The following is a 15358-nucleotide window of genomic DNA, read 5'->3' on the forward strand; positions in this document are numbered from 1 at the left end:
ATGCCGATCGACATCAACGACATGCATTGGCTGAACGCGCCGCCCGTCTGGGAAATGAACCAGGGACGGCTGCTTGTCCGCTCGGACGACAAGACCGATTTCTGGCAGGGAACCTATTATGGCTTCCACCGCGACAACGGCCACTTCCTCGGCCGGCCGCGCCAAGGCGACTTCACCGCCGAAATCACCTTCATCGGGCATTATCGCGAACTCTACGACCAGGCCGGCCTGATGGTCCGCCACGACGCCACACGCTGGATGAAATGCGGGATCGAATATACCGACGGCGCGAGGCATTTCAGTGTCGTGGTCACCAACGGCAATTCCGACTGGTCCGCCTTCCGGCTCGATCACGAATTCGATGCCATGTCGGTGCGGGTAACACGCAACGGCGACGCACTCTTCATCCAGTACCGCACCGACAAGATGAGCGAGTGGCGCATGGCCCGGCTCGCCTGGTTCGATCCGACCCTGGAAGAGATCTCCGTCGGCCCCTCCTTCTGCTCGCCGCAGCGAGAAGGTTTTGAAGCCGAGTTTCTGGATTTCAGCCTGAGCGATCCGGTATCACGGGATATTCATTGAGCATCTGGCATAGTCATTGCTCGAAGGCGCGCTGCCCGCTTTACATTTCACGCACGCCTTATAAGTCGAAAGGGTCAGACTTTGTTGAGGGAGACGCTTTCCCGGCAAAAGGATCTTTGGTGGTTGCCGGTGGAGCAGAAAAGCTATTTCCAACGGCCTTCTGGCATTGAATAAGTTCAATTGCAGCCGCCGCAGATCCTCTCAAACTCAGATTTGCAATTACATTCCCGTTAAATGAAAATTTAAGACCAAGCTTCCGCACAAACTCGTTCACAAAATTTGTATCGGAAAAGCTGACTAGCAGCATCTTCAAATTATTCATATCGATGCCCCTGGCCGTAGCAGTCCAAGGTGAATTCTGGTCGAGTTGAATTGCGATATCGTAATCTTTTCCAACTTCTATCGATTTCCAATCACCGCTGCCGATAGCAATATAGGCAGGACCTAGGGAATTTGTACTGTCGAATCCAAGTCTAAGAACAATGCCATTTTCATAAATATTGGCAATAAAACAAGAATTCCCCAAAGAAGAATCAATGGCGACAATCCAACCACCAACATTCTTCCATGGAATAGATGCATCATTTGCAATAGCATATGTCATCGATGTCAGAAAAAGAGCCACCGAAAGAACGACCCGAAACATCCGCACCATCCTACTCAACACGCGATTCATATTCAGACGAATTCCCGCAAAAGTCGAGAAAATATTTTCCGAAATACTACCCTGTGATGGCAATCAAGCGCTGAGCATCAAGGCGAGAATTATCTCAACAGCCTAATCAAGGAATTTTTGCTTAAACTTTCTAGATATCACATCATCTTCTTGCCGTTCGGCACCGGCTGCGTCACGGCCGCAAGCACGATGGCGCCGTTTTCATCCTCAAATCCGAGCGTCAGCACCTCGGAGCGGACAGGGCCGATCTGGCGCGGCGGGAAATTGACGACGGCGAGGATCTGGCGGCCGATGAGGCTCTCCAGCGTGTAGTGCACGGTAATCTGTGCCGAAGAACGCTTGATGCCGATCTCCGGTCCGAAATCGATCCTCAGCTTGTAGGCCGGCTTGCGCGCTTCCGGAAAAGCCTCTGCCTCGATGATCGTCCCGACGCGGATATCCACCCGCTCGAAATCGCCATAGGTGATCTCTTCCGCCATACGCATACCCTTTAGATCTTGGAATTCAGCCGGCCAGTTCCTGTGCGCGCTTGCGCGCCGCTTCCAGCGCCTCGTCGAACAGCGGCTGCATGCCGCCTTCGGCCATCAGGACGGCAAGGGCCGCCGCTGTCGTGCCGCCGGGAGACGTCACGTTCTGTCGCAGGCGCGAAGCGTCATCGGGGGACTGATGCAACAATTCACCAGCCCCCGCGACAGTTTCCCGTGCGAGCCGCATGGCGAGGTCCGCCTGCAGGCCAAGCTTCCGGCCCGCTTCCGCCATGCACTCGACGAGATAAAAGACATAGGCCGGCCCGCTGCCGGACACCGCCGTCACGGCATCGATATCGACCTCTTCCGGCACCCATTCGACCGGACCGGACACCTTCAGAAGATCATGCACCAATTGCCGCTGGCGCTCGCCGACCTCGGCATTGGCAAACGCACCGGTGACGCCGCGACCGACCATGGCCGGGGTGTTCGGCATGGCGCGTACCATCGCCGCTCTCCCAAGATTCTTTTCGAGGGAGGCCAGCGTCTTGCCCGCCGCGATCGACACCACCACCGTATTCGGCCCGACCGTTTCCTTGAACGGCGGAAGGACCGCATCCATGACCTGCGGCTTCACCGCAATAAAGAGAACGCCTGCGGTGACACCGGCGGGAACACCAGTCACATGGCTCGCGCCGGCATCGGCGATCAGCTTCAGCATCGTCTCGGACGGATTGGGATCGACAACGGTCACCGAGGAGCCCGGCACGCCGTTTTTCAGCCAGCCCATCAGCATCGCGCCGCCCATATTGCCGGCGCCGATCAGGATGATGGCGCCGGAAGATGCGAGAGCGCTTGAGGATGCCTCGGTCGTCATATCAGCATTCGCCCACGGTTTCAAACAGCACGGCTTCCATGGCGCGATTTGCGTCTAGGCCCGACCATACTACGAACTGGAAAGCCTGATAGTAAGCCTCGCAGGTGTCAAGAGCGTTGGAAAGCAGCACTTCCACCTGCCGGTTGGTCGGCTCGGCGCCGCCGGAAAGCAGCAGCGACTGCCGGAAAATCACGATATCCTCCTGCCGCCACAGGTCGAAATGACCCATAAGCACCTGGCCGTTGACACAGGACAGAAGCTTGATGACTTCGTTGGCGCGGATATCCGGGACCTTGATGTCGAAGGCGCAGGCAATATGCAGCGCCTCGAACTCCTCCATCCAGGAGAAGGATACATGATAGTCCGTCCATTTACCTTCGACGGTCATGGCGATTTCGTCTTCACCCGACCGCTCAAACGACCAGTCGTTATTGGCGGCCACGAACTCGATCATATCGACCGGATTCGACTGTCGTTCGACTTCCACTTCCATAAGGCTCATGCAGCACCTTCTTGACCGGAACGAATGCAGCTTTCGCGTGCTTCAACATTGAGAGAACGCAAACTGTTTTACTCCGGAATCATCTTCGGGATGATGTTGAACGGCTGCCAGACTAACGCATCCACCCTGCCCGGAGCTTACCAAGTCCGTTTCGAATCATCATTTAAAATCAGTGTATAACGGCATGCCCGGCATGCCAGCCCCTGGAGGGAGATTTTGAACAAAGGCGCTGTGGAAAGCTCTTCCGATGTCTATTCAGAAGGGAGTCATAACCGACTCTGGCGATTGGCTTTTTTGCCAGTGTCCACAGGTGGATAAATCGCCGAAAATTTTAGAGGAAAAGTGCGTGGCAGAGGCCCGCCACGCTTATTTATCGCAAAATTAATCGCAGTTACTTGCTTTTGGCGGAAAGACGCGCTTCCAGCGCCTCGATTCTGGCGAGCAGCGCTTCGTTCTCGTCACGCGCCTTGATCGCCATTTCGCGGACGGCTTCGAACTCCTCGCGCTTGACGATATCGAGGCTGTTCAGCCAACGTTCGGCATGTGCGTTGAAAGCCGTCTCGATCTCGCGGCGCACGCCCTGGGCCGCACCGGCGGCATCGGTCATCAACTTGGCGAATTCGTCCATGATACGGTTCGGTCCAGTGCTCATTGTAGTCTCCTTGCGGCCGTCGACCCCGAAAGCGGATGGCATCAATATAGGGGCCGGATAGGGATGAGGTAGGATTTCCCAGGGTTCGATGCAAGCAAATTGAGATAGGGCGGGACAAGCTGGCCCGTGACGAAAGACTTCCGAAAATCGACTTGACCGTTTCAATACCGAACGCCATCTTCCGGCCACATTGGATTTAGCATGCTCTTGTCCAAGAATCGCATCGCAATTTTGCGAACCATGCTCTAACGGATCTGACAATCTTGCTGACATCCGCCAACCTCGCCGCCATCCTGCCTTTTCCCGATATCGATCCGATCGCCTTTTCGCTCGGCCCGCTGGATGTCCACTGGTACGGCCTCGCCTATGTCGCAGGCATCCTGCTCGGCTGGCTCTACGCGCGGCGGCTGGTCGACAATGGCAAGCTCTGGGTGAACGACACCGCGCCGATGACGCGCCAGCATCTGGACGATTTCATCCTCTGGGTGGCACTTGGCATCGTTCTCGGCGGCCGCATCGGCTACATCCTGTTCTACGATCTCGACAAGGTGATCGCCAATCCGATCCGCGCCATCCAGATCTGGAAGGGCGGCATGTCTTTCCACGGTGGATTGATCGGCACCACCATCGCTATGATTCTGTTTGCCAATCGCAGCAAGATCCCGGTGTGGAGCTTGTTCGATATCGTTGCTGCCGTCGCCCCTATCGGCCTTTTCTTCGGCCGCATCGCCAATTTCGTCAACGGTGAGCTCTGGGGCCGGGCCAGCGACGTCCCGTGGGCCATGGTCTTCTGCAGCCCGCATATTATTGCCGCCCATGAAGGCATCTGCCCGGCCGGCCCCGATCCGCGCCATCCGAGCCAGCTCTACGAGGCCGGCATTGAGGGCATCGTCCTCTTCTTCGCGCTCTTCATCCTGACGCGCTGGGCCTTGGCGCTGAAGAAGCCCGGCACCATCAGCGGCGTTTTTGTCATCGGCTACGCGTTCTCGCGCATCTTCGTCGAGTTCTTCCGTCAGCCGGACGAGCAGCTCGGCTACCTGCTCGGCACCAACTGGCTGACCATGGGCATGGTGCTGTCCCTGCCGATGGTCGCGATCGGCCTCTGGGCAGTCATTCGCGCCCGCCACGACGCCGCCAGGCAGACGGCTTGATCTCCGGCTGAAATATCGCGTGATCCTTCCGAAAACTGCCTTATATTTTTCGGAATCATGCACTAGCGAGACCAAATGATGACGACCCCGCTCGGCGAAAAAATCAAAGCGATTATCCGTGCGAACGGACCGGTCAGCATCACCGACTACTTTTCGCTCTGTCTCGCCGATCCGCAACACGGCTATTACAAGACGCGCGAACCCTTCGGCAGCGTCGGCGACTTCGTCACCGCGCCCGAGATCAGCCAGCTCTTCGGCGAAATGATCGGCATCTTCATGGTGCATGCCTGGCAGCGCCACGACGCACCCTCAGAGGTCCAACTGGTCGAAATCGGCCCCGGCCGCGGCACGATGATGGCCGACATGCTGCGCGTCATCAGCAAGCTCGCGCCGGCGCTTTATGACGCCATGAGCATACACCTGGTCGAAACCAGCGATCGGCTGCAGGAGTTTCAGCGGCAAACGCTTGCCGACCACGGAGACAAGGTTTCCTGGCATTCCGACTTCAATGACGTGCCGGCAGGCTTCACCCTGCTTGCCGCCAACGAGCTCTTCGACGCCATTCCCATCCGTCAGTTCGTCCGCACGGCGAACGGGTTTCGCGAGCGCACGGTCGGGCTTGATGCCAATGACGAGCTGACCTTCGCGGTTGGCGTCGCTGGCCTCGACCCGGCATTCCTTCCGGACGGGCAGCTACCACCCATCGGCACCATCTTCGAGATCGCCCCTGCCCGACAGGCGGTGATGACGACGATCTGCGACCGGATCGCCGCCCATGGCGGCACCGCGCTTGCCATTGACTATGGACACATGGCGACAGGATTCGGCGACACGCTGCAGGCCGTGCGTATGCATGAATACGATCCGCCACTGGAGCATCCGGGCGAAGCGGACCTCACCAGCCACGTCGATTTCCAGCATCTGGCCCAGACGGCCGCTGCCTCCGGCCTGCACATCAACGGATGCTGTCATCAGGGTGATTTCCTCCTCGGGCTCGGACTGCTGGAGCGGGCAGCCGCACTTGGCCGCGATCGCGACGCGCCAACGCAGGACGGCATCCGCGCCGCTGTCGAACGGCTTGCCGGCGCCGGCGAAGGCAAGATGGGTGAGCTCTTCAAGGTGCTGGCAGTCTCAAGCCCGGCGATCGATCTCCAACCCTTTCGCCCGGCGCGCTGAACAAGACTGCTAAAGCCAGCGGATTGACAGGGCGCGCATGGCTGGGCCAACATCCCGGCCAAATCGAACCGCTTCGCCACAGACGCGTTATTCATCACGCTCCACGCCAAAGACCATATCAAGGGATACGCGGTATTGCCGACTCCGATCGAAAGCACATTGTTGAGCGCCGCCAAAAGCGCCGGTATCCGCCATGGTTATTTCACCCGCGAGGGCGGCGTTTCGGAGGGCCTCTATCGCGGCTTGAACGTCGGCCTCGGTTCCCACGATGATCGTACACATATAGAGGAAAACCGCCGTCGTGTTGCCGGCTGGTTCGGCCTGCCGCTGGAGCGGCTTGCGACCGTGCATCAAGTCCATTCGCCCGACGTGATCACCGTCGATGCCGATTACGACGGCAATCGCCCGCAGGCCGACGCCATGGTGACGGCAACGCCGGGGATCGTGCTTGGCGTGCTCGCCGCCGATTGCGGACCGATCCTCTTCGCCGACCCCGAAAACCGGGTGATCGGTGCCGCCCATGCCGGCTGGAAAGGCGCGCTGACCGGCGTGTTGGAGAACACCATCGAGGCGATGGTCGCGCTCGGCGCCAAGCGCGAGACGATCACCGCCTGCCTTGGCCCCTCGATCAGCCAGGCAAGCTACGAAGTCGGCCCGGAATTCGTCGATCGCTTCACGACTTACGATCCGAACTACACCAAGTACTTCATTCCGTCCGAAAAGCCCGGTCACGCGATGTTCGATCTGCCGGCGCTGACGGTCGACCGCTTGCGCAAGACTGGCGTGACCGCCGAAAGCCTTGCTCTCTGCACCTATCCCGATGCCGACCGCTTCTTCTCCTATCGCCGCACCACGCACGCGAAGGAGCCGGATTACGGCCGGCAGATTTCCGCCATTGCCATCGAGGAGACCTCCTAAAATGGCCCTGCATTTCGAACGCAGCGAATTCGACGCTCGCCTCGCCCGTCTCCTTGCAAAAATGCAGGAGGAGAAGCTCGACGCCATACTGCTCTTCGCGCAGGAAAGCATGTACTGGCTGACGGGCTACGATACCTTCGGCTATTGCTTCTTCCAGACGCTGGTGGTCAAGTCGGACGGCACGATGGTGCTTTTGACCCGCTCGGCCGATCTGCGCCAGGCGCAGCTCACGTCCGTCATTTCCGACATTCGCATCTGGGTCGATCGCGTCAACGCCGATCCCACGGTCGATCTCAAGGAGTTGCTGGTGGAGCTCGATCTGCTCGGCGCCCGCATCGGCGTCGAATATGACACGCATGGCATGACCGGCCGCGTCGCCCGCCTGCTCGACAGCCAGATCGCCACCTTCGGCCAGATTGTCGACGCCTCCTATCTCGTCGGCCGCCTGCGCCTCGTCAAAAGTCCGACGGAAATCGCCTATGTCGAGCGCGCCGCCACCCTCGCCGATGATGCCCTGGATGCAGCCCTTGCGCTGATCAAGCCCGGCGCCGATGAGGCCGATATTCTGGCCGCCATGCAGGGCACGATCTTTTCCGGCGGCGGCGATTATCCCGCCAATGAGTTCATCGTCGGCTCCGGGCCGGACGCCCTGCTCTGCCGCTACAAGGCCGGCCGCCGCAAGCTGGATGCCAGCGACCAGCTCACCCTCGAATGGGCGGGCACCTACGCCCATTACCACGCTGCCATGATGCGCGCCGTCGTCATCGGCGATCCCACCCATCGCCACCGCGAGCTCTTCAGCGCCTGCCTCGAAACCATCCAGGCGATCGAAACCGTGCTGAAACCCGGCCATACCTTCGGCGACGTCTTCGACATGCATGCCAAGATCATGGACGAGCGCGGCCTTGCCCGTCATCGGCTGAATGCCTGTGGCTATTCGCTTGGCGCCCGCTTCTCCCCCTCCTGGATGGAGCATGAGATGTTTGTTGCCGGCAATCCGCAGGAGATCGAGGAGGGCATGTCGCTCTTCGTGCACATGATCATCATGGATTCCGATACCGGCACCGCGATGACGCTCGGCCAGACCTATCTGACGACATCCCAAGGCCCCAAAGCTTTGTCGCGCCATCAGCTCGAATTTCTTAACCGTTAGCAGCGTAAAATAGCGATCCTGGACGGGGGTGCCCCTCGAAGGAAAGGATCGCGCATATGGGACTGGTCAGGACAACGTTGATTCCCGTTGGCTTCTGCCTTGCGCTCGCCGCCTGCAACACGACGGACGCCCTGACGCCGCCCGAAACCATCGGCGACGCCGGCTCCAGCCCCGTTACGCAGCGCGATGTCGAGCGCATGGCCGCCTCTTCGCAGCGCCAGCAGACCTACCAGACCGCGCAGGACAGCTATAGCTACCAGCGACAGGGCTATCAGCAGCAGGGTTACCAATCGCAAAACTCTGGCGGAGGCTCGCTGGACGATCAGGCGGCAGCGCTCAGAAACGGCGGCAGCAACCCCTACGCTTCCCGCCCCCTGGACGGCTCCCGGACCGCATCCATCCCGCCGGAAAATGCTCCGATTTCAGGAACCGACGAACAGAGCGAAGCCGACCGCCGTCTCGCCGAGGATCCTCAACCCCAGCAGCAGGCTGCACAAGACCCGCAGGACGACCAGCAGCAGCCCGAACAACAGCAGCAACAGGCTTCCCTGCCCCCCTCGGCCGCAACCGGCGGAAACAGCGTTCGCTTCCTGCCGATCATCGGCGCGCCGGTCGAAGCCGTCACCCCCCTTTCGCGCCAGCTCGGCGCGGAGGCGCGTTCGCTTGGCTTCACCATCAAGAGTTCGAGCGATTCCAGCGCCAGCTATATCCTGAAGGGCTATCTTTCCGCCTTCCAGGACGGACCACAGATTTCCGTCACCTATGTCTGGGACGTCCTCGACAATAGCGGTGCCCGCCTGCACCGAATCCAGGGCGCGGAAAGCGCGCCTCTGAAGCGCGGCGATCCCTGGACCGCCGTTCCACCTGCCGTCATGCAGAAAATCGCCACCAAAACCATGTCGGAATTCAATTCCTGGCGTGACTCTCACGGTGGATAGCCACAAGCTTTTCAGAAATATAAAAGCTATCGTACCCCTCCCCCCTTGCATTCGGGAGCAAGGCGGTTAAAAGCGCGGCTATCAGGTTGGTAACAGGCGGGCCAAAATGAAGATTTTCGCAGGCAATTCGAATAGGCAACTCGCCGAAGCGATCTGCAACTATCTCAATCTTCCTTTGGGTAAGGCAAGTGTCCGGCGTTTCGCGGACCAGGAAATCTTTGTTGAGATCCAGGAAAACGTGCGCGGCGAGGACATCTTTGTCGTTCAGCCGACATCGTTTCCGGCCAATGACCATCTCATGGAATTGTTGATCATGGTCGATGCGATGCGGCGCTCTTCTGCGCGGCGCATCACCGCTGTCATTCCCTATTTCGGTTATGCTCGTCAGGACCGCAAGGCCGGTCCGCGAACGCCGATCTCGGCAAAGCTCGTGGCGAACCTCATCACCGAGGCCGGAGCCGATCGCGTACTGACGCTCGACCTGCATGCGGGCCAGATCCAGGGCTTTTTCGATATCCCGACGGATAATCTTTACGCCCTGCCGATCCTGACGCGCGACATCGTCGCCAACTACGATATCGGCAACGTCATGGTGGTTTCGCCCGACGTCGGCGGCGTGGTGCGTGCCCGCGCGCTTGCCAAACGCCTCGACTGTCTACTGGCGATCGTGGACAAGCGCCGTGATCGCCCGGGTGAGTCCGAAGTCATGAACATCATCGGCGATGTCACCGGCAAGGACTGCATCCTGATCGACGATATCGTCGATTCCGGCGGCACGCTATGCAACGCTGCCGAGGCGCTGCTGAAGAATGGTGCGACCAGCGTCACGGCCTATATCACCCATGGTGTTCTGTCCGGCGGCGCTGTGACCCGTATCGCCAATTCGAAGCTGAAAGAACTGGTGATCACCGATTCCATTCAGCCGACGACGGCGGTGCTATCCGCACCTAACATCCGCGTCATCACCACCGCCAGCCTCATCGGCGAAGCCATCAACCGCACCAGCCAGGAAGAATCGGTTTCCAGCCTGTTCGACTGAAAACCGGCCGCCCCCGTCATGCCGGCTGTTTCGCACCGGCCGGATGGCTTTGCCGCCAGACGAGCAGCCCTATTCCGATCAGCCCGGCGACGAAAACCGCGGCGCCCGCGCCCATGATCGACGGCCCGATGCCGAACCAGGCAAAGAGCGTCGGCGACATGAGATAGGCCAGGAAAAGACCGAGGAAGATCGCGCACATCATCAGGCGATAGATCTGCGCCAAACGATGCGGTTCACTGCGAGTCTGCATCAGGTGCAGCATGGCAAGGTTCTCGAAGGGGCCGTTGATCGAGGCAAAGCACGCTACGGCCATCAACCAGAAACGATCATGCATCAGCGGCAGCAGGAAGACGCCGGTGCCGAAAATCAGTTTTGCCACGATGATCCAGACCACCGGCCGACGCGGCTTCATATTGCTGAGGATGAGGTTGGTCGTCACGTTGCCGACGCCGTAGGCCATCATCATCAGGCTGTAATCCGTCAGCGGATCAGAGCTGGTCTCGCGCAGATGCAGGATCATCCCAAGCAGAATGCCCATCGCCCAGGCGATATTCCCCATCAGATTGGTGAACAGGCCATAGAGGATGGCGGCATGGCCCCGCGCCACCCTCCATCCGCCCAGAACGCCGTCGATCACCGCGGCCGCCCCCGAAAAATCGCGGCGGCGAGGCGCAGGCGGCACTCTGGCGACAGCCAGCCACACCGCCAGGGCAGACAGCAGGAATGTCCCAGCCGTCACGGTGAAGAACTGCGATTTCGGCAGGAAGCCATTGACCAGCGCAATCAAGCTTGGTCCGAGAATGCGGGCCATGCGCCTTGTCGCGTCGAACAATCCGTTGGTGGCATGCCGGATGTCGGGATCGACGGCGATCGTCGGCAGGGTCGCCTGCAACGACGGATCGAACGCGGCCGTAAGCAGGGCGATGCATCCGGCGAGCACCATCAGCAACGGCAAGCTCATGACCTGCATCACGCCGGCGACGGACAGCGCCAGCAATAGAAGCGCGCGCAGCACGTCGGATGAAATCATCGTCGTACTGTGCCGCCAGCGATCCGTCAGGATACCGCCAAAGAGGCTGCCGAACAGAAGCGCGCCCGCCTGAAGGGCGGACACGTAGCCAGCGTTTCTGCCAATAAAATCCGCCGCGAACCAGACGACGGCAACCATGTAGAATTCGGATCCGGTCGCCGCCAGCACCTGGCCAACCCATAGGAGAGAAATCGAGCGCTGGGCCAGCGGCCTTAGGACAAACATCTTCGCATTCTGTTATTCGGGCTGCTTACTTGATGACCTGACCGTTGATCGTCACGGTCTTGTCATCGGCGATGCTGACCTCCCAACGCGAACGTCCGTCGGGATCGGTCTTGGCAAAACCTTTGGCCATCATCAGGCCGAAGGAAAATTGATTAAGATCCGGCTGCGTCTTCGCAGCCTCCTGAACAGCGGCAATCGTCTTGTCGAGATCGCGGGCAAGCACCGTCATGCTCATGGTGACACGGTCGGTGTCATCAAGCGCGCCGCGCATACTGCCCGAAGCCTCGACATCGTAGAGTCCCGAAACCGCACTGATCTTCGGAAAATTGACCGTTATCGTTCCATCCGGGAACATGGCCCGCTGCAACTGGTTATCCACTGCTTCCTGACCGGCAGGATGGTTGAAATCGGTCTTCTGCAGAACGTCCGCGAGAGCGGTGAAATTCAGGTTCGGCAATTGCACCTGCATTTCAGCGGTATCCGGAATGAAGGCGACATAGTCTTGCGGCACCAGACCGGATGCCAAAGTGAGCTTTTCGGCACGCAGACCGAAATCGGCATTCATCGCATTGCTCGGTCCATCCACCTTGAAGAAGTAGCCCATATTCTGCAGGCCGCCGTCTCCAAAGAGCGTCGAGACGGAAAGATCCTTGATGGAGACCTTCTCCTCGAACGAACCGGCAATCGGCATTGCCGTCTGCAGCAATGCCTTGATCTCGGCGCTCTCGCTATCGGACAAGGTTTTCGTTTCCTTGTGATCGGAAACGAAGCGCAATATTTCGTTCAGCGCCTTCAATGGCAGCTTGGTGGCGCTCGCATTGAAATCGATCGCGCCGACCTTAATCTCGCCGAGCGCCATGTCGCCGGAGGTGATCTTGTTGGTGAGCGATTGCAGGCTGCCGTCCATCTTGAGATCAAGCTTGCCCGGCTCGCCGCTATCAGTCGAGGACAGCTTGTAGACGATGCTGTCGGCCGTGGCATCGTTCTTCTGCACGCCATTATCTTTGTCGGTCGTCTTGCTGGCGAAGGTAATGCCACTGCCCTTCAGATCCATCGAGCGGACATAGTGAAGCGCAGGATCGAAGATCCCCTGGAAGCTGGAAGACGCCAGGGCATAGCGAAATTCCATGTCCGTCGCGCTACCCGGCTTCGAATGCGCCGTCACGTCAATGGCGTTGCTGCCCTCGATTGCCCAGAGACCACTATCCTGCGGTGTTGCAAGCGCCGTTAGCGGCTTGAGACCGCTGATGACGACATCGCTGATCTTCAGCTTGTCGAAGAGCTTCTGGAGATCATAGGTGATTTCGTAATGATCGCTTGCCGGCTTTACCGCGACGAATCCGCTTTTGGCCATATCGTCGGGCAGGAAATAGGTGAGATTGCCTAGCAGATCCTTGGCGCCCTGCTCGTTGATATCGGCCGCCTGCGACGCGCCGGCCAGACCCGCGGCGAAAACCGCCGCCGCGGCTACTGCTTTGAAACGCATAGTTCACTCCCCCAAAAATGCTTAGAAAAACAGTTGGAAACAGAAGAACCCTGAGTGGGTTCTCGATCAGATCGAAGACGCCGCAACAAGCGTCGGATGCAAACTCCTAGGGGGCCTTCGGCCCTTTCAGCACCTGCCCGTTCACCGTGACGGTGCGGTTTTCATCAATCGTGACGTCCCAGCGCAGGCGGCCGTCCGTATCGGTCTTGGCAAAGCCCTTGGCGGCCATCAGGCTGAAGGAAACCTTGTTCAGCTGCGGGTCCGTCTTGGCCGCGTCCTGGATGACGGTGATGGTCTTGTCAAAATCACGAGCCAGGATCGTTGCCTGCAGCGAGTAGCCGGCATGGGACTGGGTCGTACCTTTCAATGCGCCGGAAACCTCGACATCGTAGACGCCGGAGGTCGCGCTGATTTTCGGAAATTCGAGAGTAGCATGGCCGCCTGGGAATGCGATGCGCTTCAGCGCCTCGCCGGACACAGGCGTGGCACGCGTCGACACATTCTTCAGCGCCGCATCGATAAGACCATCGAAATTGATATCGGGCATGCCGAGTTGCACATCGAGCGTCTCCGGCACGAAGGCGGCATAGGCCGGCGGAATGAGGCCGGGGTCAGGCGTGAGATGTTCCGCCCGCAGGCCGAAATTGACGTTGGAGGCCTTGGTGAGGCCATCCATCTTGAAGCTGTAGCCGACTGTCTTGACGCCGACCTTTCCCTTGTCGGTCGTCACCAGCAGATTGTTCAGCGTCACCGTTTCGTCCAGCGAGCCGAAGCCCGGCAAGGCGCGACGCACCAGTGACGCGAATTTCTCGCTGCCACTGTCGGACAGCTGCTTGGCCTTGATGTGCTGAATGAAGAAGTGGACGAGTTCACGCAGCTCCTTCGCCGGCAGGCTCGTTGCCGCCAGCTTGATATCGATGCTGTCGGTACTGAGATTGACGGAAGAAGTGCCAGGCCCGGTCACCGTTTCATTGAAGCGCTGCAGCGTGCCCTGCGATTGCAGGTTCATCTTGCCGGCCTCGGTACCATCGGTCACCGCACTGGAGAACGACGCACTATCGATGGTGGCATCCATCGCATGTCCGGTGTTTCTGCCGCTGCCGATGCTGGAGAACTTGATGTCACGGCTCTTGGTCTCCGACGACCGCATCACCTCCAGCGCCGGATCGAAAATGCCCTCAATCGCGTTGGAAGCGACCGAATAGGTAAAGTCCGATGCAGGAGAATGAACCGAGACGCTGACGCTATTGTCGCCCTTCAGGTGCCACTTGCCTTCCGCGAGAGGCTGCGCAAACAGCGACAGCGGCTTGAAACCGGTAACCGAGAGTGTGCTGGAATTGATCTTGTCGAAGAATTTTGCCAGGTCGTAGGTGATTTGATATTGATCGCCCGCCGGCGTGACGGTGACGAAACCGCTACGGGCGAGATCGCGCGAGAGGGAATGCGTCAGGATATTGCGCAATTCCTTGGCGCCCTGCTCGTCGACGTCAGCCGCCTGCGACGCGCCAGCAAGGCCGATGGAAAAAACCGCGGCGGCGGCAATAGCCCTGGAGCGCATACCCGACCTCTCCTTTTGACCCTGATCGATTGAAATCGACTGTTGAAGAGGCCGGAGGTATATGTCAAGGCGTTGATAGAAATAGCCTCGCCCGCTATTTATCGTCAGTTGCATTGTCGTCACATATGCGCTTTCTCCGGTGAGACTTGCACCCTGGGCCTGTTTGTACTATACGCCACGCGTCCGCGTAGACACCCTTGGAGGCAACGCGGATGAGGCAGGGCTTGCCCTCCTCCAGTTCAATCGGCTCCCCGCTTGCCGGCGACCGGATGAACTCTCCAAATAACCTCGAAAGGAATAGCTATGAGCCACGAAAGCTACGAGCTCAAGGCCGAGGCGCGCGAACGGGTTGGTAAGGGGTCCGCCCGTGAACTTCGCCGCAATGGTTTGATTCCCGCTGTCATCTACGGTGACAAGCAGGCCCCCATTTCTATCGCTCTCAACACCAATGAGGTGACGAAGCGCATTCATGCCGGTGGTTTCCTCACCACGATCGCGACGATCGACGTCGACGGCAAGAAGATCAAGGTTCTGCCGAAGGACTACCAGCTCGATCCGGTCCGCGACTTCACGGTCCATGTCGACTTTCTGCGCGTCTCCGGCAACAGCCAGGTGACCGTTGAAATCCCGGTTCACTTCGTCAACCAGGAAAAGTCCCCGGGCCTCAAGGCTGGCGGCGTGCTGAACATCGTTCGCCACGAAGTCGAAGTCCATTGCCCGGCCGATGCGATCCCGGAATTCTTCACCGTTGATCTGTCGGGCCTCAAGGCTGGCGACAGCATCCACATCTCGCAGGTCACCCTGCCGAAGGGCGTAGTCCCGGTCATCGCCGACCGCGACTTCACGATCGCAACGATCGTCGCTCCGGCTGCCGGCCTTGCGGACGAAGAAGAAGGCAGCGAAGAAGCCAGCGCTTAATCAGCGTCTT

General features: G+C 59.3%; 16 protein-coding genes. 8 read left to right on the forward strand and 8 right to left on the reverse strand.

Annotated elements, in window-relative coordinates; all coding sequences use genetic code 11:
- Nucleotides 1-582 (forward strand): DUF1349 domain-containing protein, encoded by a 582-nt coding sequence (locus AB6803_RS08115; protein WP_371108398.1) that lies wholly within the window; start codon nt 1-3, stop codon nt 580-582.
- Nucleotides 583-640: 58 nt separating this feature from the next.
- Here AB6803_RS08115 and AB6803_RS08120 read toward each other — a convergent pair whose 3' ends face one another.
- The 5 genes from AB6803_RS08120 to AB6803_RS08140 form a co-directional block, all read right to left on the reverse strand.
- The gene (locus AB6803_RS08120) at nt 641-1228 is read right to left on the reverse strand and encodes a hypothetical protein (RefSeq protein WP_371108399.1); all 588 of its coding nucleotides are present in this window, start codon (nt 1226-1228) and stop codon (nt 641-643) included.
- A gap of 167 nt (nt 1229-1395) precedes the next feature.
- On the reverse strand, nt 1396-1737 hold the full coding sequence (locus tag AB6803_RS08125) for a tRNA-binding protein (RefSeq protein ID WP_174161297.1): 342 nt from the start codon (nt 1735-1737) through the stop codon (nt 1396-1398).
- A 25-nt stretch (nt 1738-1762) separates the two neighbouring features.
- Nucleotides 1763-2602, reverse strand: a complete 840-nt coding sequence (proC, locus tag AB6803_RS08130; protein WP_371108400.1) for a pyrroline-5-carboxylate reductase — start codon at nt 2600-2602, stop codon at nt 1763-1765.
- Nucleotide 2603: 1 nt separating this feature from the next.
- The gene (locus tag AB6803_RS08135) at nt 2604-3104 is read right to left on the reverse strand and encodes a YbjN domain-containing protein (RefSeq protein ID WP_371108401.1); all 501 of its coding nucleotides are present in this window, start codon (nt 3102-3104) and stop codon (nt 2604-2606) included.
- Between the two features lie 391 nt (nt 3105-3495).
- Nucleotides 3496-3756: an accessory factor UbiK family protein gene (locus AB6803_RS08140; RefSeq protein ID WP_184354101.1), complete on the reverse strand. Its 261-nt coding sequence runs from the start codon at nt 3754-3756 to the stop codon at nt 3496-3498.
- Between the two features lie 263 nt (nt 3757-4019).
- Here AB6803_RS08140 and lgt point away from each other — a divergent pair, with 263 nt between their 5' ends.
- From lgt to AB6803_RS08170, 6 genes are all read left to right on the forward strand, one after another.
- Nucleotides 4020-4907, forward strand: a complete 888-nt coding sequence (gene lgt / locus AB6803_RS08145; protein WP_371108402.1) for a prolipoprotein diacylglyceryl transferase — start codon at nt 4020-4022, stop codon at nt 4905-4907.
- A gap of 78 nt (nt 4908-4985) precedes the next feature.
- Nucleotides 4986-6083: a class I SAM-dependent methyltransferase gene (locus AB6803_RS08150; protein WP_371108998.1), complete on the forward strand. Its 1098-nt coding sequence runs from the start codon at nt 4986-4988 to the stop codon at nt 6081-6083.
- Nucleotides 6084-6218: 135 nt separating this feature from the next.
- The gene (pgeF, locus tag AB6803_RS08155; protein ID WP_371108403.1) at nt 6219-7001 is read left to right on the forward strand and encodes a peptidoglycan editing factor PgeF; all 783 of its coding nucleotides are present in this window, start codon (nt 6219-6221) and stop codon (nt 6999-7001) included.
- A gap of 1 nt (nt 7002) precedes the next feature.
- Entirely contained in the window at nt 7003-8154 is a 1152-nt protein-coding gene (locus AB6803_RS08160) for a M24 family metallopeptidase (protein WP_371108404.1), read from the forward strand.
- 56 nt (nt 8155-8210) lie between these two features.
- A complete protein-coding gene (locus tag AB6803_RS08165) occupies nt 8211-9092 on the forward strand; it encodes a hypothetical protein (RefSeq protein WP_371108405.1) in 882 nt (293 codons plus the stop codon).
- Between the two features lie 106 nt (nt 9093-9198).
- Complete coding sequence (locus tag AB6803_RS08170) at nt 9199-10131, forward strand: ribose-phosphate pyrophosphokinase (protein WP_371108406.1); 933 nt, start codon at nt 9199-9201, stop codon at nt 10129-10131.
- Between the two features lie 16 nt (nt 10132-10147).
- Here AB6803_RS08170 and AB6803_RS08175 read toward each other — a convergent pair whose 3' ends face one another.
- The 3 genes from AB6803_RS08175 to AB6803_RS08185 form a co-directional block, all read right to left on the reverse strand.
- Nucleotides 10148-11386, reverse strand: a complete 1239-nt coding sequence (locus tag AB6803_RS08175) for an MFS transporter (RefSeq protein ID WP_371108407.1) — start codon at nt 11384-11386, stop codon at nt 10148-10150.
- Between the two features lie 25 nt (nt 11387-11411).
- Nucleotides 11412-12872 (reverse strand): hypothetical protein, encoded by a 1461-nt coding sequence (locus AB6803_RS08180; RefSeq protein ID WP_371108408.1) that lies wholly within the window; start codon nt 12870-12872, stop codon nt 11412-11414.
- 106 nt (nt 12873-12978) lie between these two features.
- Nucleotides 12979-14430: a hypothetical protein gene (locus tag AB6803_RS08185; RefSeq protein WP_371108409.1), complete on the reverse strand. Its 1452-nt coding sequence runs from the start codon at nt 14428-14430 to the stop codon at nt 12979-12981.
- Between the two features lie 303 nt (nt 14431-14733).
- On the opposite strand from AB6803_RS08185, the gene AB6803_RS08190 reads away from it, so the two are divergent.
- Entirely contained in the window at nt 14734-15348 is a 615-nt protein-coding gene (locus AB6803_RS08190; protein ID WP_371108410.1) for a 50S ribosomal protein L25/general stress protein Ctc, read from the forward strand.
- The last annotated feature ends 10 nt before the right edge of the window (nt 15349-15358 follow it).

Origin of the sequence: Rhizobium sp. RCC_161_2 (genome assembly GCF_041355235.1) — a bacterium.
GTDB lineage: Bacteria > Pseudomonadota > Alphaproteobacteria > Rhizobiales > Rhizobiaceae > Rhizobium.

Bases quoted from the DNA above. Each gene is read 5' to 3' on its own strand.
- AB6803_RS08115 (WP_371108398.1), top strand. From the start codon at position 1: ATGCCGATCGACATCAACGACATGCATTGGCTGAACGCGCCGCCCGTC.
- AB6803_RS08120 (WP_371108399.1), bottom strand. From the start codon at position 1,228: ATGTTTCGGGTCGTTCTTTCGGTGGCTCTTTTTCTGACATCGATGACA.
- AB6803_RS08125 (WP_174161297.1), bottom strand. From the start codon at position 1,737: ATGGCGGAAGAGATCACCTATGGCGATTTCGAGCGGGTGGATATCCGC.
- proC (WP_371108400.1), bottom strand. From the start codon at position 2,602: ATGACGACCGAGGCATCCTCAAGCGCTCTCGCATCTTCCGGCGCCATC.
- AB6803_RS08135 (WP_371108401.1), bottom strand. From the start codon at position 3,104: ATGAGCCTTATGGAAGTGGAAGTCGAACGACAGTCGAATCCGGTCGAT.
- AB6803_RS08140 (WP_184354101.1), bottom strand. From the start codon at position 3,756: ATGAGCACTGGACCGAACCGTATCATGGACGAATTCGCCAAGTTGATG.
- AB6803_RS08150 (WP_371108998.1), top strand. From the start codon at position 4,986: ATGACGACCCCGCTCGGCGAAAAAATCAAAGCGATTATCCGTGCGAAC.
- AB6803_RS08160 (WP_371108404.1), top strand. From the start codon at position 7,003: ATGGCCCTGCATTTCGAACGCAGCGAATTCGACGCTCGCCTCGCCCGT.
- AB6803_RS08165 (WP_371108405.1), top strand. From the start codon at position 8,211: ATGGGACTGGTCAGGACAACGTTGATTCCCGTTGGCTTCTGCCTTGCG.
- AB6803_RS08170 (WP_371108406.1), top strand. From the start codon at position 9,199: ATGAAGATTTTCGCAGGCAATTCGAATAGGCAACTCGCCGAAGCGATC.
- AB6803_RS08175 (WP_371108407.1), bottom strand. From the start codon at position 11,386: ATGTTTGTCCTAAGGCCGCTGGCCCAGCGCTCGATTTCTCTCCTATGG.
- AB6803_RS08180 (WP_371108408.1), bottom strand. From the start codon at position 12,872: ATGCGTTTCAAAGCAGTAGCCGCGGCGGCGGTTTTCGCCGCGGGTCTG.
- AB6803_RS08185 (WP_371108409.1), bottom strand. From the start codon at position 14,430: ATGCGCTCCAGGGCTATTGCCGCCGCCGCGGTTTTTTCCATCGGCCTT.
- AB6803_RS08190 (WP_371108410.1), top strand. From the start codon at position 14,734: ATGAGCCACGAAAGCTACGAGCTCAAGGCCGAGGCGCGCGAACGGGTT.